Origin of the sequence: Fictibacillus macauensis ZFHKF-1 (genome assembly GCF_000269865.1) — a bacterium.
Lineage (GTDB): Bacteria > Bacillota > Bacilli > Bacillales > Fictibacillaceae > Fictibacillus_C > Fictibacillus_C macauensis.
This window is the reverse complement of sequence record NZ_AKKV01000025.1, coordinates 128,153-152,061: the sequence shown is the minus strand read 5'-3', so window position 1 is coordinate 152,061 and position 23,909 is coordinate 128,153. Positions and strand designations below refer to the sequence as shown.

Annotated in this window: 27 protein-coding genes and 1 tRNA gene; 17 read left to right on the top strand and 11 right to left on the bottom strand. The window is 40.5% G+C overall.

Annotation, left to right across the window (positions count from 1 at the left end; genetic code table 11):
• Positions 1-41 precede the first annotated feature (41 nt).
• From A374_RS10055 to A374_RS10025, 7 genes are all read right to left on the bottom strand, one after another.
• A complete protein-coding gene (locus A374_RS10055) occupies positions 42-1,337 on the bottom strand; it encodes an MFS transporter (RefSeq protein ID WP_007202097.1) in 1,296 nt (431 codons plus the stop codon).
• Between the two features lie 39 nt (positions 1,338-1,376).
• Positions 1,377-2,687, bottom strand: coding sequence for an alkaline phosphatase family protein (locus A374_RS10050; RefSeq protein ID WP_007202096.1), 1,311 nt, complete (start codon positions 2,685-2,687; stop codon positions 1,377-1,379).
• A 179-nt stretch (positions 2,688-2,866) separates the two neighbouring features.
• The gene (locus tag A374_RS10045) at positions 2,867-3,940 is read right to left on the bottom strand and encodes an ABC transporter substrate-binding protein (RefSeq protein ID WP_007202095.1); all 1,074 of its coding nucleotides are present in this window, start codon (positions 3,938-3,940) and stop codon (positions 2,867-2,869) included.
• A complete protein-coding gene (locus A374_RS10040; RefSeq protein ID WP_007202094.1) occupies positions 3,937-4,740 on the bottom strand; it encodes an ABC transporter permease in 804 nt (267 codons plus the stop codon). The genes A374_RS10045 and A374_RS10040 overlap by 4 nt, the downstream gene beginning before the upstream one ends.
• Positions 4,741-4,744: 4 nt before the next feature.
• On the bottom strand, positions 4,745-5,548 hold the full coding sequence (locus A374_RS10035; protein ID WP_007202093.1) for an ABC transporter permease: 804 nt from the start codon (positions 5,546-5,548) through the stop codon (positions 4,745-4,747).
• Positions 5,538-6,644 (bottom strand): ABC transporter ATP-binding protein, encoded by a 1,107-nt coding sequence (locus A374_RS10030; RefSeq protein ID WP_007202092.1) that lies wholly within the window; start codon positions 6,642-6,644, stop codon positions 5,538-5,540. The genes A374_RS10035 and A374_RS10030 overlap by 11 nt, the downstream gene beginning before the upstream one ends.
• Positions 6,645-7,027: 383 nt before the next feature.
• Positions 7,028-7,756, bottom strand: a complete 729-nt coding sequence (locus A374_RS10025; protein WP_007202091.1) for a hypothetical protein — start codon at positions 7,754-7,756, stop codon at positions 7,028-7,030.
• A 219-nt stretch (positions 7,757-7,975) separates the two neighbouring features.
• Between A374_RS10025 and A374_RS10020 the strand changes: the two genes are divergently transcribed.
• Both A374_RS10020 and A374_RS10015 read left to right on the top strand, forming a co-directional pair.
• Complete coding sequence (locus tag A374_RS10020) at positions 7,976-8,833, top strand: DUF4396 domain-containing protein (protein ID WP_007202090.1); 858 nt, start codon at positions 7,976-7,978, stop codon at positions 8,831-8,833.
• A gap of 193 nt (positions 8,834-9,026) precedes the next feature.
• Positions 9,027-9,695 carry a C40 family peptidase gene (locus A374_RS10015; protein WP_007202089.1) on the top strand — a complete coding sequence of 223 codons (669 nt, stop codon included), beginning with the start codon at positions 9,027-9,029 and terminating at the stop codon, positions 9,693-9,695.
• A 167-nt stretch (positions 9,696-9,862) separates the two neighbouring features.
• Here the strand turns inward: A374_RS10015 and A374_RS10010 are convergent.
• A tRNA-Ala gene (locus A374_RS10010) sits at positions 9,863-9,938 on the bottom strand.
• Between the two features lie 131 nt (positions 9,939-10,069).
• On the opposite strand from A374_RS10010, the gene A374_RS10005 reads away from it, so the two are divergent.
• From A374_RS10005 to nagE, 8 genes are all read left to right on the top strand, one after another.
• Positions 10,070-10,336: a hypothetical protein gene (locus A374_RS10005; protein WP_007202088.1), complete on the top strand. Its 267-nt coding sequence runs from the start codon at positions 10,070-10,072 to the stop codon at positions 10,334-10,336.
• Positions 10,337-10,352: 16 nt separating this feature from the next.
• A complete protein-coding gene (locus A374_RS10000; RefSeq protein WP_007202087.1) occupies positions 10,353-10,691 on the top strand; it encodes a spore coat protein in 339 nt (112 codons plus the stop codon).
• A gap of 159 nt (positions 10,692-10,850) precedes the next feature.
• Entirely contained in the window at positions 10,851-12,059 is a 1,209-nt protein-coding gene (nagA, locus tag A374_RS09995; RefSeq protein WP_007202086.1) for an N-acetylglucosamine-6-phosphate deacetylase, read from the top strand.
• Complete coding sequence (nagB, locus tag A374_RS09990) at positions 12,037-12,792, top strand: glucosamine-6-phosphate deaminase (protein WP_007202085.1); 756 nt, start codon at positions 12,037-12,039, stop codon at positions 12,790-12,792. Before nagA ends, nagB begins: the two co-directional genes overlap by 23 nt.
• Entirely contained in the window at positions 12,782-13,510 is a 729-nt protein-coding gene (locus tag A374_RS09985; RefSeq protein WP_007202084.1) for a GntR family transcriptional regulator, read from the top strand. The genes nagB and A374_RS09985 overlap by 11 nt, the downstream gene beginning before the upstream one ends.
• Positions 13,511-13,531: 21 nt before the next feature.
• Positions 13,532-14,929, top strand: a complete 1,398-nt coding sequence (locus A374_RS09980) for a PTS transporter subunit EIIC (protein ID WP_007202083.1) — start codon at positions 13,532-13,534, stop codon at positions 14,927-14,929.
• Positions 14,926-15,828 carry an N-acetylmuramic acid 6-phosphate etherase gene (gene murQ, locus A374_RS09975; RefSeq protein ID WP_007202082.1) on the top strand — a complete coding sequence of 301 codons (903 nt, stop codon included), beginning with the start codon at positions 14,926-14,928 and terminating at the stop codon, positions 15,826-15,828. Before A374_RS09980 ends, murQ begins: the two co-directional genes overlap by 4 nt.
• A gap of 17 nt (positions 15,829-15,845) precedes the next feature.
• The gene (gene nagE, locus A374_RS09970; RefSeq protein WP_007202081.1) at positions 15,846-17,210 is read left to right on the top strand and encodes an N-acetylglucosamine-specific PTS transporter subunit IIBC; all 1,365 of its coding nucleotides are present in this window, start codon (positions 15,846-15,848) and stop codon (positions 17,208-17,210) included.
• A gap of 42 nt (positions 17,211-17,252) precedes the next feature.
• Here nagE and A374_RS19995 read toward each other — a convergent pair whose 3' ends face one another.
• Positions 17,253-17,372 (bottom strand): YjcZ family sporulation protein, encoded by a 120-nt coding sequence (locus A374_RS19995; protein ID WP_083842006.1) that lies wholly within the window; start codon positions 17,370-17,372, stop codon positions 17,253-17,255.
• Between the two features lie 330 nt (positions 17,373-17,702).
• Here A374_RS19995 and A374_RS09965 point away from each other — a divergent pair, with 330 nt between their 5' ends.
• Both A374_RS09965 and A374_RS09960 read left to right on the top strand, forming a co-directional pair.
• The gene (locus A374_RS09965; protein WP_007202080.1) at positions 17,703-18,356 is read left to right on the top strand and encodes a 3'-5' exonuclease; all 654 of its coding nucleotides are present in this window, start codon (positions 17,703-17,705) and stop codon (positions 18,354-18,356) included.
• A gap of 209 nt (positions 18,357-18,565) precedes the next feature.
• Positions 18,566-18,793 (top strand): hypothetical protein, encoded by a 228-nt coding sequence (locus A374_RS09960; protein ID WP_007202079.1) that lies wholly within the window; start codon positions 18,566-18,568, stop codon positions 18,791-18,793.
• Positions 18,794-18,830: 37 nt separating this feature from the next.
• On the opposite strand, the gene A374_RS21295 is transcribed toward A374_RS09960, so the two are convergent.
• The gene (locus tag A374_RS21295; protein WP_274517054.1) at positions 18,831-18,965 is read right to left on the bottom strand and encodes a hypothetical protein; all 135 of its coding nucleotides are present in this window, start codon (positions 18,963-18,965) and stop codon (positions 18,831-18,833) included.
• Positions 18,966-19,209: 244 nt separating this feature from the next.
• Between A374_RS21295 and A374_RS09955 the strand changes: the two genes are divergently transcribed.
• The 4 genes from A374_RS09955 to A374_RS09940 all read left to right on the top strand — a co-directional run bounded on the left by A374_RS09955 (position 19,210) and on the right by A374_RS09940 (position 22,686).
• Positions 19,210-21,093, top strand: coding sequence for an OPT family oligopeptide transporter (locus tag A374_RS09955; RefSeq protein ID WP_007202078.1), 1,884 nt, complete (start codon positions 19,210-19,212; stop codon positions 21,091-21,093).
• The gene (locus A374_RS09950; protein WP_007202077.1) at positions 21,090-21,440 is read left to right on the top strand and encodes a PqqD family protein; all 351 of its coding nucleotides are present in this window, start codon (positions 21,090-21,092) and stop codon (positions 21,438-21,440) included. Before A374_RS09955 ends, A374_RS09950 begins: the two co-directional genes overlap by 4 nt.
• A gap of 70 nt (positions 21,441-21,510) precedes the next feature.
• Positions 21,511-22,263 carry a GDSL-type esterase/lipase family protein gene (locus A374_RS09945; protein ID WP_007202076.1) on the top strand — a complete coding sequence of 251 codons (753 nt, stop codon included), beginning with the start codon at positions 21,511-21,513 and terminating at the stop codon, positions 22,261-22,263.
• Positions 22,264-22,392: 129 nt separating this feature from the next.
• Complete coding sequence (locus A374_RS09940; protein ID WP_007202075.1) at positions 22,393-22,686, top strand: ribosomal eL19 family protein; 294 nt, start codon at positions 22,393-22,395, stop codon at positions 22,684-22,686.
• 125 nt (positions 22,687-22,811) lie between these two features.
• On the opposite strand, the gene A374_RS09935 is transcribed toward A374_RS09940, so the two are convergent.
• The gene (locus tag A374_RS09935) at positions 22,812-23,006 is read right to left on the bottom strand and encodes a hypothetical protein (RefSeq protein ID WP_007202074.1); all 195 of its coding nucleotides are present in this window, start codon (positions 23,004-23,006) and stop codon (positions 22,812-22,814) included.
• Positions 23,007-23,196: 190 nt separating this feature from the next.
• Here A374_RS09935 and A374_RS09930 point away from each other — a divergent pair, with 190 nt between their 5' ends.
• A complete protein-coding gene (locus tag A374_RS09930; RefSeq protein WP_007202073.1) occupies positions 23,197-23,883 on the top strand; it encodes a hypothetical protein in 687 nt (228 codons plus the stop codon).
• Positions 23,884-23,909: the final 26 nt, after the last annotated feature.

Below are 23,909 nucleotides of genomic sequence, written 5' to 3'. Positions count from 1 at the left end.
ATTGCAACATCATCCCTTATCGTTTGTTGTTAGCCTGTTATTTATGTGAGTGGTTCTACTTTTTTTTCATCGCTCATCGACGTTGCACCGAGCTTTTTATCACTTGGTACGTAGGCAAGGAGAATCATACCAATTAAGAACAAGAAAATTAAGCTAAAGACACCGCTGCTCGTGTTTCCAGTAACTTGTGCCGTGATACCGACGAGCAAGGGACCAAGCACCGAAGCAAATTTTCCAAAAATACTATAAAAGCCAAAAAACTCATTTGCATTGTGCTTGGGAACGAGTTTGGCAAAGTATGCACGACTAATTGCTTGAATGCCACCTTGTGAAGAGGAAACGAGCATCGCAATAATCCAGAAATCTAACGTTGTTCGTAAGAAGTAGGCATAAATGCAAACAAAAATATAAATAATGATTCCAACGTAAAGCATCACTTTACCGGTGTATTTCTCTGCTAATTTTCCGTAGAGAATGGCACACGGAGCGGCGACAACTTGGTTAATGAAAAGGATTATTAACAAGCTCGTGGAGCTAATCCCTAAATCCGTTCCATAAGCAGTAGCTAGTGAGATAATCGTACCTACACCATCAATAAAGAAAAAGTACGCAAATAAAAAGAGAAATAATGATTTGTATGCGCGTATTTGCTTAAACGTATTTCCAAGTCGCTTAAAGCTTGCGCGAATCAACCGCGGTTCTCTCTCTACGTAGTATAATTGTTTAACGTTACGAAAGAGCGGAATCGCAAAGAGTCCCCACCATACAGCTGTAAGTAAAAAGGCAATGCGACTTGCTGCTACGACCGAAAGTGGAATCCATTCATTTTGGGCAAGAACAATAATGGCAATTGCAAGTAAAAAGGGAATGGTCCCCCCGACATAGCCTAGGGCAAAGCCACGTGCAGAAACGTTATTCATACGCGCTTCTGTCGTAACATCAACGATAAATGCATCATAAAACACAATGGAGCCGTTAAAACCGAGAGCTGTTAACGTATAGAAGATGAGCAACAACATCCAATCATCGCTCGGTATAAATACGAGCGCGGCGGTTGATAGGATCCCCATACTAAAAAAGAAGGTGAAAAAACGTTTCTTTAAGCCTTTGTAGTCAGCGATTGTTCCTAAAATAGGTCCAAGCAAGGCTAATATAAAGGTTGTAATTGCAAGCGTATAGCCAAGATAAGCTGTTGAATCCGCAGGACGGATGCCAGCATTTGTCGCGGCCGCTTTATAAAAGAGTGGAAAAACAGCGGTTGTAATGATGATCGAATAAGCAGAGTTTGCCCAATCGTAATACATCCAACTTCGTTCTTCCTTAGAGTAAGGTTTCATTTTCTGATCCCCTTTTTTTCATTTCGATACATAAATTGTTTAGTCGTAGTGTAATAATTCTTCAATAACATTTCCATCTGTGTCACCGAGGGAGAGTCCGAGGAGACGAGCGAACGTCGGTCCTTCATCGACCAGACGCATAGATGAAATCTCTTGATGTGGTGTAATGCCTGCACCGGCCGCGATAAAGATTGTATCATAGTTCTCCTTTGACGGCGAATAGCCATGTGTTGCTAATGTATATTCGTGGCGATCAGCTTCTTCTTGTGTTACTTCATGGAGAAAGCCACCATGCAGCGCTTCGCTAAAATAAAAGCCTTTTTTTGCCTCAAGCATAAACGTACACTGACCATCCGCTCCACGTTTGTTCGCTTCTTCACCTGAAATCATCGCTTCTATACCATTGGCTTCATCTTTCATTTTCTCTTCTAACAACTGTTTTACCTGCTCTTTAAGCGCTGAATCTGCTTGTTTGTGAAGATAAATATAGGCAGAACCATCGCAGGAATGACAAAATGCTTGCCATTTCGTTACTTTATTTGCTTCATTCATGGTGATTAGTCCTTTTTCTAAAAAGAGTGTATTCACTTGAATGGCGATTGATTCATCAAGTGCACTATGATCACCTAAGGCAACGAGTGTTGAAGATTCATACAAATCGTTTTCCTTTAAAGCTTGCATTATACGTCCTAACCGCACATCGTGCCGACGAAGAGACGCTAGTGCTTCTTCTGATGAAAAGCCGTGATAATGACGTTGCGTATCAAGATCTGTGAAATGAATAAGCATTAAATCGGGTTGTTTCGTTACCAGTGTATGTACTGTAGCTTCGAGTACAAAGTCATCAAGTGCAGGTTGATGAATGCCATTACGAATGTGTCGGAAGCGGCGATGCATATCTAGCTGAAAGCCCATGCTACCATTCCATAACGAAACAGGAATTTGGAATTGCCATGGTCGATTAGCGAAGATCTCCGGCATATTGTAATCTATTTTGGCACGTGCCGTAACAGGCCAAAGTAAGGCGGCTGTTTTCATGCCCGCTTTTTTGGCTTCATCGTATAAGGTCGTCCCATTAATATCTTTGCGATGCCAATGCCAATCCGGGGACAGTGCACCAGGCTGAATGTACGTATTATTAACAATGCCATGTTTGTTTGGAAAGTTACCAGTAACAATAGACGCATGCGATGGATACGTAACAGAAGGGTAAATCGGTTCCACACTCTTACAATAGGAACCTTGTTGTAAGAGTTCTTTAAAATGCGGAAGCTCTTTAAGCATAGGTAAATCGAGCGACGATAAGCAATCAAAGGATATTACGATTAAACGTTTTGTTAGTCGTTTCATAGATAAAGCCTCCAACTTCAAAAGTAGTTCTCATAAATGATAGCATATTTTAAGTTCTCATTTAGGGAAAATGCATAGAAAGATAAAAATGAGTAAAAATTGCTAGAAATTAGGGGTTTACCCGTTCATATAAAAAAGTTCTGATCAACAACAGTGATCAGAACTTCTTTTATTAGTCTTTATTTTCGATGCATTTTAAATTCAAGAAACAGCTCATTAAAATAAGAAATGTCCTTTTGACTTAAGTTTCGATAGACTTCAAGTTGATCTGTTATTTTTTTTGGAGGATAGAAACGTTTGTCCGTTGAAATTTCTTTAGGCAAATACTTCAATGCTGCTTTATTAGGTGAAGAGTAGTGAACATATTCCGTATTTTGAGCGGCTACTTTTGGATCAAGCATAAAATTCATAAACTGTAGCGCTGCTTTTTTATTTTTGGCTGTTTTTGGAATAACCATGTTATCAAACCATAGGTTAGAGCCTTCTTTTGGAATAACATAATCTAAATCAGGATTCTCGTCAATAATTTCAGCGGCATTTCCTGACCAGCCAATGCCAATAGAGGCATCACCATTTGCTAATAATAGCTTCGTTTCATCCCCTACTATGGCGCGAACGTTAGGAATTAACGTGTCGAGCTTACGCTTCGCTTTTTGGAGATGCTGATGATTCGTATCATTTAAGGAATAGCCGGTTGTCGTTAAACCGATTCCCATAATTTCGCGTACCCCATCAACGAGGAAAATTTTATTGCGTAAATCTTTATCCCATAAATCTTGCCAACTTGTAATGTTTTTATTACCGAGCAATTTTTTGTTATACACAATACCTACCGTTCCCCAAAAGTACGGAACAGAATACGTATTGCCTCGATCGAAAGGCAGGTCAAGAAACCGTTTATCGATGTTTTTTATATTTGGAACTTTTGATAAATCAATCGGAAGCAATAAATGTTCTTGCTTCATTTTTTCAATCGTGTACTCAGAAGGGATCGCAACATCATACGTTGTACCACCTTGTTCAATTTTCGTTAACATCGCTTCATTGGAATCAAATGTTTCGTATATAACTTTAACGCCCGTCTTTTTCTCGAACTTTTTAATCAAATCAGGATCAATATAGTCGCCCCAGTTATAAATCGTTAACGTGTTTTTACTCGTATAGCCTTGAGACGTGTTTACTTGTGAAACAATGTAAAATAAAATCCCAGATAAAACGATGATCGTAATAAAGAAACGAAGCAGTTTACTCATTTCTTAACCCCCAATCTACTTGACTTGTTTCGTTGGGAGATAAAATAATACACAACGACTAACAGCATTGTAACGAGAAACATTAAAGCAGACAACGCATTAATGTTTAAGGAAATACCACGTCGTGCAAGTGAATAGATTTCTACGGATAACGTAGAGAAGCCGTTCCCTGTAACGAAAAAAGTCACCGCAAAATCATCAAGTGAATACGTGAGTGCCATAAAAAATCCGGCAAAGACACCTGGTGTTATATAAGGGAAAATAACTTTTGTGACTACGTTCCAGCGACTTGCCCCAAGATCTCGTGCCGCATCAATAAGCGATGGGCTCATCTCTTGTAGCTTTGGTAGTACCATAAGGACGACAATCGGGATACTAAAGGCAATGTGTGACAACAGAACAGAGCCCATACCAAGCTTAATTCCAGCGAGTGTAAAAAGAATTAAAAAAGAAGCACCAACAACGACGTCTGAGCTAACAATTAATACGTTATTTAAAGCAAGTAACGCATTTTTTGGACGCTTCTTTCGAATAGAATGAATGCCCAGCGCACCAAATGTCCCTACAATACAAGCAATTAATGATGAAAGCAAAGCAACGAGAACGGTATTGAGAACGATAATTAACAACCGAGAATCGTGAAATAGCTCTTTATACCAATCAAGTGTAAATCCTTTAAAATGGTTCATATTGCCACCGCTATTAAAGGAATAAAAAATTAAAAAGAATATGGGTGCATATAAAATCAAGAAGATGATGAGTAAAAATAATTTAGATAATGGTGTGTTCTTTTTATCCATCACATTACACCCCTTTCTTTCTGCTGCCCGTAATGGTCATAATTAACACCATAATGATAATTAAAAAGACAGCAATTGTAGCGCCCATGCCCCAGTCTCTTGTCACAAGAAAGTGCTGCTCAATCGCTGTACCGAGCGTAATGACACGGTTACCGGCAATAAGGCGTGTGAGCATAAAGAGCGAGAGGGATGGAATAAATACAACTTGACAGCCAGCCTTTACTCCATCAATCGTTAACGGGAAAATGACACGGCGAAACGATGTCCACTTTGAAGCACCTAAATCATTGGCTGCATCAAGGAGTGTTGGATTTAGCTCATTTAAGCTATTAAAAATAGGTAATATCATAAATGGTATAAAAATATAAACAGACACAAAAATAAAGCTAAAATCAGTAAATAAAATTTCTTGCTTACCAATTCCAACGGCTTCAAGAAAAGCATTTGCAAACCCTTGTTGTCCGAAGATCCCGATAAACGCATACGCTTTTAACAACAGATTAATCCACGAGGGGACGATAATTAACAATAGCCAAAGTTGCTTATGCTTCGTTTTTGTTAGTAAGTAAGCGGTAGGATAAGCAACAAGCAAAGACATGACTGTAATTAAAAAAGCGTACCAAAACGAACTAAACGTCATTTGTAAATAAACAGGCGTAAAGAAGGTTTTGTAATTAATAAAAGAAAAGTTTCCATCAACATCAAAAAATGAATAATAAAGAACGAGTATGATTGGTGCAATAACAAAAAGCACAATCCATAGGACATAAGGAAGTAAATACAGATTACGTGTTACTTTATTGTTCATGGGCATCTCCGTGATCATACGCTTCTAAACGGCGATCAAAATCAGCCTCTGATTCCCCAAAACGCATAACATGAATGGCTTCAGGATCAAAGTACAAGCCGATCTCGTCTCCAACATTGGCTTTTTTCGTGGAATGAACAAGCCATTCGTTTTGATCCTCATCATAGCAACTAATTTCATAATGCACACCTCTAAAGAGCTGTGAATCAACTTTTACTTTAAGCTTTCCACGTTCTTTTGTCGTAATTTCTAAATCTTCTGGACGAATAACGATTTCGACTGCTTCATTTGGATTAAGCCCTTGGTCTACACACTCAAAGCGACCCCCAACAAATTCAACAAGGTAATCTTCAATCATTCGGCCTTCTACAATGTTTGATTCACCAATAAAGTCAGCGACAAAGCGATTAATCGGCTCATCATAAATATCAATAGGTGTTCCACTTTGTTGAATTTTACCGCGATTGAGTACGAAGATCTCATCGCTCATCGCAAGCGCTTCTTCTTGGTCATGTGTAACAAAGATAAACGTAATGCCCAGACGACGTTGCAGTTCACGAAGCTCGTACTGCATTTCGGTACGAAGCTTTAAATCGAGGGCAGACAATGGTTCATCTAAAAGAATTACTTCTGGTTCATTGACGATTGCTCGTGCAATGGCCACACGCTGCCGTTGTCCACCTGACATTTCGCGAATTTCACGATTTTCATAGCCAGCCAAGTTTACAAACGTTAACGCTTCTTGCACTTTTTGCTTAATAACGCTCTCTTTTAACTTTTTAATGCGTAAGCCAAAGGCTACATTTTCAAACACATTCAGGTGAGGAAAAAGTGCATAATCTTGAAAGACCGTGTTTACTTGCCGCTTGTTAGCTGGCACATCGTTCATTTTCTTGCCATCAAAATAAATATCTCCTACGGAAGCCTCAGTAAAGCCGGCAATTAAACGTAGGATGGTTGTTTTTCCACAACCAGAAGGCCCAAGCAATGTATAAAATTTACCGCGTTCAATTTCAAAGCTGACATGGTCAAGAACGGGAGAATCATTATCATACTGCTTTGTTACATTTTTAAATTCAATAATTGTATTCGTCATAGCCACTCCTCATCTATCGTTCGATCTATTTTCTTCAATAAAACATCGACATTTTCCAACGAAATGATTCGGAACAATTATACATGAAAACTTCTTAATATTTAACGAAAAACTTATAAATGGCGTGATTTTCTAAAGAAAAAGTTTGGAAATTCCGTAATCTACCTTTGTTTAACTCTTGAAATGCTTTGAAATTCATTGAAATACGTTCATTTTCTTCTTCTTACAAAAATGAAAGCAAAGGAGGAAGAAAGAAAAAAAGTTTTTTAGCAAGGCGGTTAAAATAGCGCTTACATGAAAGTTGCGGGAGAAATGTTAAGAGAGAGGTAAAGAAGAAAAAGAGCGGAAGGTACTAACCTTTTTCCGCTCTTTTGTGTTATGAATTATTCCATGTCTGATGCCATTTCTTTATTGATTTTTTTTAACTCTTTTAAAGTAAAGTCTTGATATTTCTTCTGATCTAAAGATGAGTGCTGTACAAGCAAATTAAATTGAATGGCATTTTTTTTGGCTTGCTCTAGGTACTCTAGTTTGAGGTGATTCATTTTTTTGCGAGATGCGCCTGCATTCTTCACAGAAAGCTTGTGGATAATACCAATCATCTGGTCAACAATCTTCATATAATCTTTGTGCGTGTCAATTAATTTTTTAATTCCCTTTTGATCAGAGAGGTCTGATTGATTTAATAGTTGATAAGCAAGTGCTACTTGTTTGCGTAACTTTTGATCATACTGTCCTTCACTTTTCTTTAATGAATATTTTACAGAGTCAACGATGTTCTGATTAATGCCATTTTGAATTAAAACTTCAGCATTACCAATCGACATGTCAAAGGTCACGGTCACTTTATAGAGCAAGGCATTTACTGTTCCAAGCTGAGCTTCTGGAGCTAACGTATCATAGATTTCTGGTAGCTTTTCATAATTGACCTCTTCAGGGAATGTTTTTTTCTCTTGCGCAGGCGCTGCTTCTGTTTTTTCGTTACTTTTTAGCTCATGTTTCGCCGTGTCATTTGTTTTTTGTTTTGAAACAATAGTCTTTTCGTTCATAGAACAACCACTTAGAACGATGCTTCCTGTAACCGCAAAGCTAACCCACATTTTTTTATTCATCGCAAAAAGGTCCCCTTTTTTATGTAATCGTACACACTCTAAAGTGTAAGTTAAAATTTGTAATTACTCATTATTCCAAACTACTCATTTATTTAGAAGGGCGGTGTAGCGGGATTTTTTATGAAGAAAGGGGTATTTTATACTATGAATAAATGTGATTTGCCCTAGTGAGGGTAGGGAATAGAAAAAGAAATAGCAGAGAAAGGAAGTAGGATACGAATGTTACTCGAAACGTGGTCATGGTTATCAAAAGTAAATCTTATAGGCATTAGTTGGCTAGTTCTGTGTGGATTATCAACGCTATACGTTGCTCTTCATCAATTTCGCTATAATCCCGAACCGCTTGTTATGAAATGGGGTTTTCTCCTCATTACTTTATATATGGGACCACTTGCTTTTTTATTGTATGTGCTCGCTGATCAAGAGCCATATCGAGGAACGCATGAAAGGTTTATAAAGCCTTTATGGAAGCAAGGGGTCGGCTCGACTGTTCACTGTATTGCAGGTGATGCCACAGGGATTATTGCTGCCGCTCTTATTACTAGCACCTTTCAACTCCCAATGTGGGTTGATCTATTAGTGGAATATGGCGCTGGTTTTCTATTTGGCTTATTCATTTTTCAAGCATTGTTTATGAAAAAAATGATGGGTGGTTCGTATTGGCAAAATGTAAAACATTCGTTTACGCCTGAATTTATATCAATGAATGCGATGATGGCGGCGATGGCACCGGTTATGACAATTAGCATGATGAAAAGCGGAGAGGCGGCAATGGATCCAGCACAACCTCTTTTTTGGCTCATCATGTCTTTAGGCGTAACGATTGGCTTTATTGTTGCGTATCCGTTTAACGTCTGGATGGTACAAAAAAACATGAAGCACGGTCTTATGACAGAACGGAAGCAAGAAATGATTCACGAACATCACGAACATCACGAGCATCATGAACATCACCATGCTGCGGAAGCTAAAGAAGATCAAGTCTTTAACGTGACGACTACACAACGGGTGGCAATGGTGCTCTTTACCCTTATCCTTCTTTTTATAGGAGGAATGACCCCGTTACTTTTGTTATAGAATGGGAGAAGATTAGTCGAAAGCTGTCAAGTTGACAGCTTTTTTTCTGTCTAATTTTGTCGAAAAAAGAAGAATACTGATGAATTTGTGAAAAAAATGTAACCTAGTTGTAATCTGCCTAAAAAGGAACTGTTACAAATAAATAGTAGAATGATGGTACAAATGATAGAGATCGTAGTGGAGGGAACATACATTGAAAAAAAGTTTAGTAACAGCAGTACTTGCTTGTAGTTTATTTGCAACAACTTCAGGAGTAGGTCATGCTGCTTTAGGTGATCAAACGTTAAAAAAAGGGATGACTCATCCTGACGTTCAAGAGTTACAAAAGGCGTTAAAAGCAAAAGGCTATTTTTCAGAAAAGAACGTAACAACTTATTTTGGAACTGTAACCGCTTCAGCTGTCGTAAAATTCCAAAAAGAAAAGAAGTTATCAGCGGATGGCATTGTAGGACCAAAGACCTTCCAAGCACTTGGAGTTAAAAATAGTCCAAAACCAAGCCAAACGAATCCACAGGAATTAATTAAAGCTGCTAAAAAATACATAGGTGTTCCTTACGTATGGGGGGGGATGTCGCCAAAAGGCTTTGACTGCAGTGGCTTTATAAAGTATGTGTTCGATGAAAAAACATCGGTAGCCTTACCGAGAACAGTAGCGCAAATGTATGAAAAGGGCGTAAAAGTATCTTCACCAGCAGTTGGGGATCTCGTCTTTTTTGAAACGTACCAACCAGGCGCATCTCACGCTGGCATTTACATTGGTAACAATGAGTTTATCCATAGCGGCTCTTCGACAGGCGTAACGGTTAGCTCGTTGAAAAATACGTACTGGGGCCCAAGATATCTCGGCGCTAAAAAAATGTAAACGATGACAAACGAATGAAGTGAAGTGTGGCGACGCATTTTACTTCGTTTTTTTTTATGGGGGAAAGGGCTAGAGGATTTATTTTATATGGTTAGACAAATAAAAAAACCCCCATCATCTGTATGCAGACAGTGGAAGGAATCGAATTTCTTTATAGTCAATAAAAGTGGTGGAGCATAGCGGGATCGAACCGCTGACCTCTACGCTGCCAGCGTAGCGCTCTCCCAGCTGAGCTAATGCCCCACAATCTCTGACAAGAAAAATTATACAACGACCTCCGTTTAAATGCAAGACTATATAAAAAAATGTATAGTTCTTTATTGCCCTAGGAAAGCTATTTCTGATGAACGAAAAATGAAAAGGAGGTAGGAAAAATGCAATTTCAACATGAACAAGAGGGAACGAAAACCCCTTCATTTACACAACCCCCTGCAGTCATTACAACAAAAGACTATAGCTATCTAACGGATATGCTGTCTTGGAACTTGCTTGGCTTTAAGAAAGCGCATTTTGCAGCAAATCAATGTACCGATCCTGATGTGAAAAAGGTGTTAGAAGAAGCATGTCATTTGCATGAAAAACATTATCAACTGTTATTAAATAGATTAGTGCCACCAAGTCAAGAGTATTGTAACCAATAAGGAGCGACGATAACGAATGAAGCGGCAACCTACGAAAATTCAAAATCCTGAAACTCCGATTTCAAAAACGCCGGAGATGAATGATCGAGATCATTTAAATGATCTACTAGCGTATGAGAAATATATGACAGCTTCTTATTCTACTGCCATGAATGAAGCGAGTCATACCGCATTATACGAAGAAATTCATCATATTTTTGATGAAACGAAAACGATGCAACGCACACTTTATGAACTTATGTTTCAAAAGGGCTGGTATGCGCTAACGCCTGAACAACCTGAAACACTACAACAGGCTAACCAACAATTTACCGGGTACATGTCACAATTTCCCCACCAACCGCCAATGCAGTAAGAAAAAAACGCTCGATGTGACTGTGAAGTGACGTCGAGCGTTTTTTTCTTTTCAAAAGCACAAATCAATGTTATTCTACAAAAAAATAAACTGGTCTAGACAACTAGTTATATTACACGTATAGGAACGATACATTAGTAAAGGGGGGACGAATAAAACATGAAGCCAATCCTACTAAAAGGCGGAACCATTTACACTGAAAAGAAAGCGATTACAAATGGTTATCTGCTCATGGAGGGAGAGAAAATAGTTAGCATCGGTGAAGGAGATAGCCCTGAACCGATAGCTGCTATGACCGTCATTGAACTTCCAACTGAGGCGAAAATCTTACCAGGAATGATTGATCTGCACATTCATGGGGCTGGTGGCTCGGATGTGATGGATGCTACAGAAGATGCTTTAACGACAATGGCCACGCTGCTTCCAAAAGAAGGAACAACAAGCTTTTTGGCAACGACGATGACACAGCGTCCTGTTGCGATTGAAGCAGCCTTAACTACTATTGAACGCTATCGAAAAAAACAAAATAAGCCAGGCAAAGCAGAAGTACTAGGTGTTCACTTAGAAGGTCCGTTTCTTTCTCCTAAGCGGGCGGGCGCACAACCAACTGAATACATTACACCCCCACAAATCGCATTGTTTTCGCAGTGGCAACAGTTAAGTGGAAATAGTATTAAGCTTGTCACATTCGCTCCTGAAGAACGGGATGGTCTTCTTTTTGCACACTATCTTCAACAACAACAAGTAATAGCGTCAATTGGACATTCAGATGCGACGTATGAAGAAGTGAAGAGAGCGATTAAAGCGGGTGTTACCCATGCGACACACGTATACAATGGCATGAGAGGCTTGCATCATCGTGAGCCAGGTGTTGTAGGTGCGGTTTTTTTACATGAAGAAATAACGGCTGAAATCATCGCTGATGGTATTCATGCTACGCCAGAAATGGTAAAGCTTGCTTATCAAAATAAAGGAAGTGAGCGACTAGTACTCATTACCGATGCGATGCGCGCTAAATGCATGGGAGATGGCACATATATTCTCGGTGGGCAAGATGTCATTGTAAAAGGTAAGAAGGCAACGTTAGCTTCAGACGGAGCACTCGCAGGATCCATCCTCAAAATGAACGAAGCTGCGAAAAACATGCAACAGTTTACCCGTTGTTCAACAGAAGCAATCATTCAAATGACGGCAAGCAATCAAGCAAAAGAGCTTGGCATTTATCACAAAAAAGGGAGTTTGACAGCAGGAAAAGATGCCGACGTTGTCGTGATGAACGAAGCATCTCAAGTGCTCTACACGTTTTGTCGAGGAAAGCTTGCCTATAGGATAGAGGAGGGAAATGATGAAAATTGTAGCAGTCGCTGATTATGAAGAGATGAGCAAAGTTGCCGCAGCGTATATTGTTAGTACCATTCGCTCTTCTTCCTCATTTTCCTTAGGGTTAGCAACAGGGGGAACGCCACTCGGTGTTTATCAACAACTGATTAAGAATTACCAAACACAGCAAACTTCGTATGCACACGTACAGACGTTTAATCTTGATGAATATGTGGGCTTATCGCCTCAAGATGATGAGAGCTATCACGCTTATATGAATCATCATCTGTTTCAGGCAATTAACATACCACCTGAGCAAACTCATGTTCCAAATGGGATGGCAGTGAATTTAGAAGAAGAATGCGTACGCTATGAAAACCATTTACAAGAACGGGGAGGTGTTGATTTACAACTATTAGGAATAGGGCAAAATGGCCATATCGGTTTTAATGAACCAGGAACATCATTTGCTTCAAGAACGCATGTTGTTAAGTTAACACCATCAACGCTTGCGGCCAATGCCCGCTATTTTCCTCCTTCAAAAAAGCAACCGACACACGCTCTCACGATGGGCATTGCAACCATTCTTCAAAGCAAGGAAATAATCTTGCTTGCTTCGGGTGAAAAAAAACAACAAGCGATGAATCAGCTGCTGAACGGTCACATGAGCGAATCAGTGCCTGCAACAGCCTTAAGAATGCATGGCGCTGTAACCATTGTTGCCGATCGGAAAGCGCTACAACTCGCTTTAGCGCAGCGGGAGGATTACGATGATCGATAAGCAATCTCCTTTACCCATTTATTATCAAATTGAAAAAGACTTAAAAGACCGTATCGAGCGGGGAGAATGGCAAGAGGGACATATGATTCCATCAGAGCGAGAATATGCCGAACATTATAACGTTAGTCGCATGACCGTTAGACAGGCGATAACGAATCTTGTTAATGATGGCTTCCTAAGACGACAAAGAGGAAAAGGTACGTTTGTTGCCTCAAAAAAAATCCAGCAAAAAATGGTACGACTTACGAGTTTTACTGAAGATATGAAACAACGAAATATGATCGCGACAACGAAAGTTCTTTCTTTTACATTGATGAAAGCGGATTCATTAACGGCAGCATTGTTTCAAATGAATGAAGGGGAAGAGATTGCGGAAGTTCAACGAATGCGTTTGGCAGACGGTTTACCGATGGCACTAGAAACGAGCAAATTAAATCTTCGTCTTCTTCAAGGAATTACAGAAAAAGTGATTCAGCATTCTTTATACGATTATATAGAACATACGTTGAACTTAAAGGTAGGAGCAGCTGTTCAAAAATTGGAGGCCTCTGTTGCTCGCCAACATGAAAGTGCTTTATTACAGATTACAAAAGGATCACCTGTCCTGCTCATGACTCGAGAAACAAAGCTTAAAGATGGGCAAGTATTTGAAAGCGTTAAATCTGTTTATCGTGGCGATCGCTACGCGTTTGTGATGGAAATGAACAGAGAGGGATGACTTTTTGTGGGAGGGAGTAACATGGGGAAAGAGCGCGAACTGGCTCGCACCATTTTACAACACGTTGGAGGACCAGAAAATATAACCAGTGTAATGCATTGCATGACCCGACTGCGTCTTTCGATTATAAATGACGATTCCGTATCACTAGATTCATTGCGCAACGTAGACGGTGTTCTTGGCGTCATAGAAGATGATACGTTGCAAATTGTACTCGGACCTGGAGTAGTAGCCGTCGTAACGAATGAAGTGAAAGACTTAATGAAAGAAAGCAAGAGCTCAAGCGCATCTGCTTCCAAGGAAAAGAATTTAAAGCAAGCACAAGATACGAATTCTGCTATAAAGCGTTTTCTGAAAAAGCTTGCAGCTATTTTCATTCCCCTCATTCCAGCAATCGTTGGCTCAGGATTAATTGCTGGCATTACGAACGCCCTTGTAAATGCGGGTGTTTCTAAAACGTTACCCATTATGCAAATGCTTGAAATGATTGGGATGGGTTTATTCGGATATTTGGCGATTTTCGTTGGAATTAATACTGCTAAAGAATTTGATGGCACACCGGCTTTAGGTGGAGCGGCTGGGATTCTAATCATGAATCCGGCGCTCGCTAGTATTACACTGTTTGGCGAAAAGCTATTACCGGGGCGCGGCGGCTTAATTGGCGTCATCTTTGCTGCTTGTTTCATCGCTTTTTGTGAAAAACGCATCCGGCGCTTCGTACCCGCTTCACTCGATATTATTATAACGCCGACACTTTCTCTGTTAGTAACTGGTTTCGTAACGTTATTCATTTTGCAACCTGTTGGCGGCTTACTGTCTGATTTCATTACAAAAGGTTTGCTTCACATGCTAGACGTTGGCGGGATTGCAGCGGGTCTTGTTCTCGGCGGCACATTTTTACCGCTTGTCGTTACAGGATTGCATCAAGGGTTAACGCCGATTCATATGGAGCTGTTAAATGCCATTAAAAGTGACCCATTGTTGCCGATTTTAGCAATGGGCGGTGCTGGTCAAGTAGGAGCAGCCTTTGCAATCTATTTTAAAACAAAAAATAAACGACTAAAGAAACTCATTAAAGGGGCTCTTCCGGTAGGCTTGCTAGGTATTGGAGAACCGCTTATTTTCGGAGTGACGTTGCCGTTAGGGCGTCCGTTCTTTACCGCTTGCTTAGGGGCGGCAATTGGTGGTGCCTTTCAAGCTGTCTTTAAAGTAGCAACGGTATCAATCGGCGTCTCAGGTTTGCCGCTTGCCTTTTTAATTCATGGCACAGCGGGGCAAATTGTCTATTATCTTTGTGGATTATTACTGGCCTATGTCAGTGGCTTTATTCTCACATGGTTATTTGGCTTTAAAGAAAATCAAGCCAAAGCCTTTACACAACCGGCAGAGAGCAACAAGAAAGGAATTAGCATGCTATGAACATACAGCATTTAAATACAGAACAAAGAAACCCCAATACACTTGAAATTGATGAATGTTCAACGATCGAGTGCTTAGAGAAAATAGCGAATGAAGACGCAGTAGTCGCGGGCATCGTTCGGCAGACACTTCCGTCCATAGCGACTGTCGTTGATCATGTAGTGGCGGCTTTTCAAAAAGGAGGTCGATTAATTTATGTAGGAGCGGGTACAAGTGGTCGTCTTGGCGTGTTAGATGCTTCAGAATGTCCACCGACGTATGGTACACCAGCAACGATGGTAGTAGGTATTATTGCAGGTGGCGAGCGAGCGCTTACGTCGGCTGAAGAAGGCATTGAGGATGATGAACAAGCAGGAGCTGACGATGTTGCCAGGCTTGCCGTTGGGAGAAATGATGTAATTGTAGCGATTGCAGCGAGTGGCCGCACGCCGTATGCGCTCGGTGCGTTACGCTCTGGAAACATAGCCGGTGCGGTTACCGTGGCACTCGTTTGTACGGAAAAGTCGCCAATGAGTAAAATGGCCATGCATACAATTGAAGCGGTCACAGGACCTGAAGTGATTACGGGCTCTACACGAATGAAAGCAGGCACCGCACAGAAACTCATCTTAAATATGATTAGTACAACGAGCATGATTGGGATTGGCAAAGTATATAGTAATTTAATGGTAGACGTGCAGCCTTCCAATGAAAAGTTAGTGAAGCGATCTCAACAGATTGTTATGGAAGCAACTGGTTGTACGGCTGCTGAGGCACAAGCGGTTCTACGCGATCAAAGCGGTCATGCGAAAACGGCCATTTTTCAATATTTATCGGGCTTATCACCAGAAGAAGCACGTCTTCAATTGCAACAGCATGACGGTAAATTAAAGCAAGCTTTACAACATACTGCACGTTAATAAAAGGGGGAAACGGTATGTTAGGTTCTTTGCAACGAATTGGTAAATCTTTAATGCTTCCGATTGCTGTTTTACCAGCAGCAGGGTTATTGCTTCGTTTAGGAGATTTATGGCATATTACCTTTATGGCAAGTGCGGGTAAATCTATTCTCGATAATTTAGCGATGATTTTCGCAATTGGTGTAGCCATCGGATTTGCCAAGGGTGGCGATGGAGTTGCTGGCTTAGCGGGAGCGATCGGTTATTATATTCTTGTGAACGGAACGCAAGCCATCGATAAAAGTATTAACATGGGAATTATCGGCGGAATTCTAAGCGGGATTGTGGCAGGTCTGCTTTACAATCGGTTTCACGCCATTAAACTACCAGACTATTTAGGGTTTTTTGGTGGAAAGCGGTTCGTACCAATTGTAACTGCTGCTGCCATGATTTTATTAGCGTGGGTGTTCGGCTATGTGTGGCCACCCGTTCAACATGTGATTAATGATATTGGTCATTGGATTGTTAATTCTGGAGCTGTTGGAGCTGGTGTGTTTGGCTTCCTCAATCGCTTGTTGATTCCTTTTGGGCTGCATCATATTTTGAATAACTTTATCTGGTTTCTTTTTGGAGACTATCATGGTGCAACGGGTGATTTAAATCGCTTCTTTGCAGGCGATCCATCAGCAGGAATCTTTATGGCAGGCTTTTTCCCAATCATGATGTTTGGGTTACCGGCAGCGTGTTTAGCTATGATTATGGCCAGTAAGAAAGAAAAGCGTAAAGTAATGGCAGGGATGCTTGGCGGATTAGCCTTTACGTCCTTTTTAACAGGTATAACGGAGCCGATTGAATTTTCATTTCTATTTTTATCGCCATTGCTTTTTGTTGTTCATGCTCTCTTAACCGCCTCGTCACTAGCGTTAGCGGCCTTCTTAGATATTCACCAAGGCTTTACGTTTTCTGCGGGAGCGATTGACTTCTTCTTAAACGTTAACATAGCACAGAAACCGTGGCTTCTGCTGCTCATTGGTCTCGTGTATGGTGTCATTTATTACGTAGTTTTCTACTATTTAATTACAAGACGAAACATTAAAACACCGGGTCGTGAAGACGAAGAGGAAGGTCCTAAAGACGTGGTAAAACAAACAGGTGATCAAAAGTATGAGACAGCTGCGCTTCAGTATATTGAAGGTCTTGGAGGAGTGGAGAATATCCTGATTTTAGATCATTGTGTTACCCGTCTTCGCATGAAGGTCAAAGACATGAGTCTTGTCCAAGAGGATGTTTTGAAAAAAGCAGGTTCTAAAGGCGTCATTAAATTAAATAATCAAGAGCTGCAAGTCGTGGTCGGCACGAACGTGGAAGCTGTTGCACAAGCAATGCAACGGCATTTAACGTAAAAAAAAGCGGTTGGAGTGAATACACTCCGACCGCTCTTTTCATTACCAGCCACAACCGCCCCAGCCGCCGCCACACGCGCAGCCGATGATGATCAACAGAATGAATAAAACGACTAGTAATGCAAAGCTATTTCCTAATCCAAAACCATTACCACATGACATGAGGATCACTCCTAATAATTGTGTCTAAGAGTCTGCTCTCTTCCCTTTTATACTATGAAAAGTCAGCAAAGCGGATACGGGGCAAAAGCGGAATTTTAAAGAGAAGGAGCGCCTATCTTAAAGCGAACAATAAACGGTTAACTTTTTTTAAAAAGGATCATAGTGTATAGGCAATAATTACAGGTAAGGTCATACAATAAAAAGATAGCGGTGCTCTGTTGTGAATCTTGAACTGTAAAGTGTGTGCTAGTCATTCCCATACATTCTCCGATTGTTTAAAATGAAAAAGAAACCAATTATGGAAAAAAGAATGGGATGGAGTGAAAAAGGATGGATTATATTGTTTACGATTTAGAAATGACGAATCGTTTATCGGAAATTATAGAAATTGGTGCTGTGAAGTTACGGGATACAGAGGGGAAATTGCAAGTAATTGATCAATTTCAATCATTTATTCAACCGAAAATGGATACGTTAAATACACGGATTATGAATTTAACAGGCATTACAAAAAAAGATGTTATGAACGCACAGCCCTTTTCAGCTGTCATCGAGCTATTTCGGCAATGGATCGGCGAAGAAGAGTATTATTTATGTTCATGGGGACCCGAAGATAAATGGGCTCTAATCACGGATGCCACGTTTCATCACACACCGATTGATTGGATTATCAATCATAATGACTTACAGTTTTTATTTAGCATGTTACATGATAGTGAAAAAGGATTTCGCTACGGATTAGCTCGTGCTCTAAGCAAGTTAGAGATGACTCCGGAAGGCTCGCTCCATCGTGCACTTGATGATGCCCGCAATACAGCAAAAATATTTGCTACCATTTTTCAGCAAGTTACTTTAGAAAAAAATCCACACTCGTACCGAGAATCAAAAATATTTGAACCAGAAAAGCTCGTCTATCAGTCAAAGGATGAAGAGGCAGGCGACAATGTATCCCCATTTGCCTCACTTTCTAATTTATTTGGCTAGCTCCTATAAAAAAATAGGGCATTGTAAGGAGGATAATAAAGGAAGAATGATAGGACAAATGATTGGGAGTTGCGACAAGTTACGACATAAGGGCTAGGAAAATAGCGGGGGTTAACCAAATTAAGTAAGTTATGTCGGCATTTGACGAATTGTTTTTCTAGGAAAATGACCTTATTTCTACAATAATAGGGTGTAGGGGGTGATTAAAGTTGGATTATACTTATTTTATTACCAATAAAGACAACCAACTTTTGCAACTGATCAATACGATAGATTATGTAACGGATGAGGTTACTCAGGAAGAGCAGGATTGCATCGTGAAGCTGAAAGAAGAATTGATTGCTTTGGACGGCATTCATGTAACACCCGAACAATACAACTGTATTATTTCTGTGTTATTAAAATTCGTTCCATCGTACATAAAAAATGTAAGTTAAAAAGAGAACCGTGCAGTCACGGTTCTCTTTTGTTTATTTATTTATCTTTTTTCTGATCCGATTCTTTCTTTTGATCTTTCTTCGTGTCGTTACGTTCCTCGATTGTTCCTTGTTGAAATAAATCTTGTATGTCTTCTTTTGTTTCTTCGTTTCCTTTTTTATTGTTTTCCATTGATAGACTACCTCACTTTCTATTGAGTTCCATAAAGTTATGCTTAGCAATAGCATTCCTTTTCTTTTCGTAATGTAAACATCCTTTCTGCAAAAAATGTAGAAATAGAGGGATAAAAAAGAGAAAAGTAGGGAAGATGAAAAGAGACGATATCGCCTTATATAGGTGCAAAACGTGTTGTGCTGTGGTATATTGTTGGATTAGTAAATGATATTACAATAATAATATTTTAGGCGGTGAGTAAATGAAAGAAAACAAGGAAGGAAGAGAGCCCTTTGTTCCGTACGTACCTTCTTCACGTTCATTACCGGAACTAACGGCAGTAGCTATTATTTTTGGGATTATTTTAGCGGTCGTATTTGGGGCCGCCAATGCTTACTTAGGATTGAAAGTAGGACTAACTGTATCTGCTTCGATTCCAGCGGCAGTCATTTCAATGGGCGTATTGCGCGGTTTATTTCGAAGAGATTCCATTTTAGAAAATAATATCGTTCAAACGATGACAACGGCAGGGGAAGCGATTGGTGCTGGGGCCGTGTTTACATTGCCTGCATTTTTCTTAATGGACATTAGTATTTCGCAAACTGTTATTATTTTTATCGTCCTAACGGGTGGATTGTTAGGCGTATTTATGATGGTGCCATTGCGCCAAATGCTCATTGTTAAAGAACATGCGACCTTACCTTACCCTGAAGGAACAGCCTGTGCGGAAGTGCTAAAGTCAGGGGAAAAAGGTGGCGCAAGTGCAAAGACCGTTATTTATGGTTTTGTCATCGGCGCACTCGTTAAAGTGTTTGGTGATGGCTTTAAGTGGTTTAAAACAGAAATTGAAACAGGTGTTGGAAAAGTTAAAGGAGCCGTCGTTGGCATGGATATTTATCCAGCGCTTCTCGGGGTAGGATACATCATTGGTCCGAGAATTGCTGGGCAAATGATTGCTGGGGGGTTACTGGCATGGGTTGTGCTTATTCCGGCTATTGCCTTTTTTGGAGGCGACAGTTCCGCGGTTATTTTCCCAGCAGAAGCTCCGATTAGCAAATTGGATGCATGGGGCATTTGGAATAATTATATTAAGTACATTGGCGCTGGCGCAGTGGCAGTTGCTGGCTTAATTACACTTTTGAAATCAATGCCAACCTTATTTGGCACAGCTCGCCAAATGGTAAAAAACTTTTCTGGTGCTGGTCAGGGAACAATTGAACGAACGGATCGAGATATTCCTACTCGCTTTGTTTTATTAGGAGTTATTGCGTTAATTATTATTATCGCAGCATCACCAGTGACGAATGTTGGTATTATTGGGGCGATTGCGATTGTTATTTTTGGCTTCTTATTCGTAGCAGTAGCTTCGCGGATTGTCGGCGTAGTAGGTAGCTCCTCTTCTCCCGTTTCAGGAATGACGATTGCTACGTTATTAATCGTTACACTGCTATATAAGCTTAGCGGAATGACAGGCTTAGAAGGAGCAAAAGCATCGCTCACGGTAGCTGCCATCGTCTGTACGGCGCTTGCGGTTGCTGGCGATATCTCTCAAGATTTAAAAACCGGTCATTTGATTGGTGGAACGCCATGGAAGCAGCAAGTAGCCATGTTAATTGGTGTTGTAGCTTCAGGGCTTGTTATCGGCGTCATCTTAATCGTACTGGATCATTCATATGGTCTTGGATCAAAAGACTTGCCTGCTCCAAAAGCGGCCATTATGAAAGTGTTAGTAGAAGGCATATTTGGCGGTAACTTACCGTGGAATTTACTGTTTATCGGGGCCGCCATTGCAGTAGTCATTGAGTTTCTCGGTCTTAATTCATTAGTTGTGGCGGTAGGTTTATATTTACCTGTTCACATTTCAGCTCCTGTTATGTTTGGGGGCGCTGTACGCTGGCTTGTGGAACGTGGGGTAAAATCACGTGAACAACGTGAAGCGCGCATTGATAAAGGTGTTCTCTTTGCGTCTGGATTAATTGCGGGTGAGTCCCTGCTTGGCGTTTTCATTGCCGTACTCATTTTCTTCAATGTTCATATTCCTGATGTACCCTATACGGATTTACGTTGGATTCCATTTGTCGTGTTCTTACTTGTATGTGGCTTATTATATTGGTCATCTGTTTCGGCGAAAGGTCATAAGAAATGAGTAAGCGGCAAAAGAAAAACTTGCTTACGTTAAAACCAACGTTAAAAAAGGGGTACTACAAAGAAGTAAGACAGGATGGTGCTCCCTATTTAATGGTGCCACGAAACAATTGGTTAGAGAAACTTTCTATTAGACTTTTGAAGCAACCTCGTTATTATCCCGTAAAATTAGATGACCTTGGCGGTTTTGTTGTGGATCATTTAACAGGCAACGAGACAGTAGCGGAGATTGCTACACACATCGAAAATGAGTTTCATGAAGCTGCTAAGCCAACATTACCGCGTTTAGCCAAATTTATTGAAATTCTTGAAGTGAATGATTGGATTACGTTTAAAGAAGAGGGCTAATGCCCTCTCTCTTTTCATTTTAAGCAGTAATTGGATGATTTCGGCAAGAATGGCGTAAGGAGGTTTCTTTTTGTTAAGAAAAAAAATGATGGCATGGTGTGTAGTAGGCGTAATGTCTCTCGTTATCGGAGGATGCAGCAGTAATGAAGAGGAGAAAATCGATACGCCACTACCGGAGCATCAGCCTATTCATCAACTACAAATCGTTTCATTGGGTGATTCGTTAACGTATGGAAGAGGCGATCCAACGCGCAAAGGCTACATTGGACGCGTCAAAGATGGGCTGGAAAAAGAAATGCATAAGCCCATAACACTTCATAATTTTGGCGTGCCAAAGCAACGATCCGATCAAACGTTAGCAGCGTTGTCGAAGCCATCGATTGCGAAGGCCATTAGCCGCTCACATTCTATCTTTTTGTTCATTGGAACGAATGACTTTAGAAAAACGGCGCAATGGAATTTTAAACAACTTCAGCCAGAGACGATGCAAGAAGGGCAAAAAACAATGGCTCGTAACGTTACGAAAATTATGGAAACGCTGCGACAGCACAATAAAAAAGCACACATTTATGTGCTCGGATTGTATAACCCGTACACGACGAGTGTGGATGATGTGCTTTCTGCTGATATTATTAAACAATGGAACGTATCGATTAAAAGCATTGCGGATGCAACACCGAATGCTTCGTACATTCCAACGTATGATTTGTTTGTTAATGTTTCAAAAAAGGAGTATTTCTTTGATGCAATTCATCCGAATCCAAAAGGCTATCGTCTGATTGCTAAGCGCGTCATGTCGCAGTTAGATATGAAACAATCATAATCAAGCAATACAAATAGATATTAGAACTTTGGACACAATATTTCCTCTATTTTGTAGCACATTTGCCGAGCTTTGCGCTTAATTTGCTCTCTTTTTGATCTCCTGCTCGTGCTCTGAGGTGGATTCCGCTTGTTTGCGCGCGAATCGAGTGGTCCTGCGCGCGAATCGAGTGGTCCTGCGCGCGAACCGGATGGTCCTGCGCGCGAATCAGGTGGTCCTGCGCGCGAATCAGGTGGTCTTGCGCGCGAATCGAGTGGTCTTGCGCGCGAATCGAGTGGTCCTGCGCGCGAATCGAGTGGTCCTGCGCGCGAATCGAGTGGTCCTGCGCGCGAATCGAGTGGTCTTGCGCGCGAACCGAGTGGTCCTGCGCGCGAATCGAGTGGTCCTGCGCGCGAACCGGATGGTCCTGCGCGCGAAACTTGAACGCAAGACAATCTAAAATAAAATAACAAGCGACATCATAAAAATGGCTTCAGCATCGAAAACCGATGCTGAAGCCATTTTTATGAAAGATAGGGCTATTTATGTCCCAGCCTTTTAGTAGTTTTTTAGCGTTTAATTTCATGCTCAAGCTGACCATTCATATCTATCATAAAGCCAATTTCACGGCCAAGTAATCCGCTAAGCTCTTTTGCTTTTTTGTCGCTTTCATTTTTAATTTGCTCGATCGTTAAATCTCCCTTTAAACGAGAAGCACCCACGATGATACTGAGCTCACCTTTTTCAAAAAATACAATTCTCATACTGTCTCCTCCTAGTTGTCGTTCAGCGTTCTTTATATTTTTCGGTTCATGGTAAATGTCTTTGGGGGAATGGAAGATATTACTCCATGAGCGAATGGTTTTCTACGGTTTGTTTTCCAATAAATCATGCTTTCTTTGTCCAAAAAGTGGTATAGTAATGTTGGGAATTCTTTGTACAGGAGGAAATCATGTGTCGCAACTATGGGAGCTGTTTGTACTAATCGGTAAAATTATATGGAGTAAGACAAGTGCTAGTTTCTTTGCTATTGATGCGTTTTTTACATCTATTTCTGCATATTTTTTCGTGCAAGCTCTGTATGCCATTGTAGTGGGGCTAGTGGTGTTAAAGCTCATTCATAAAGTTACAAGCTATTATTATGATTATAATTACATTCATCGTTCGTTAAAAAGCAGTATTGGCAGTCAGCGTGATCTTGCCGTCTTTTTACAGCCGCTTCTTCGTAAACAACGTTCGGGTGGCTTAATGAACAATTTATTAGAAGTTCGCAAATACTTGATGCATTTACGTCCAGCTGAACTTCAGCTCCTCGGAACGTACTTTAAAGGAAGTATTGCTGCTGTTAAATATCGCAAGCTCCTAGTCTATGCAGGTGCTGTACTTCTTGGTTTACTAACGAGTATGGCACTTGGCATCGTCTCGGTACAAAATATAACCTTTACGCAAACGAGCGCTATCAAAACAGTTGTTCTGATCTTAATCTGGCTTATGCTCGTCTCGATAACGATGCAAAAGAAGCTAAGTCAACTCATTCAACTGCATGGAATGGTGGAAACTTGCTTACAAGAAAAAAAGGACGATCCTTTTGAACCTAATCAAAAACCGTTACAAGAAATTGTTTACGAAACAAGTACGTAAGCATCGTATAAAAAAAGCTCCTTCAA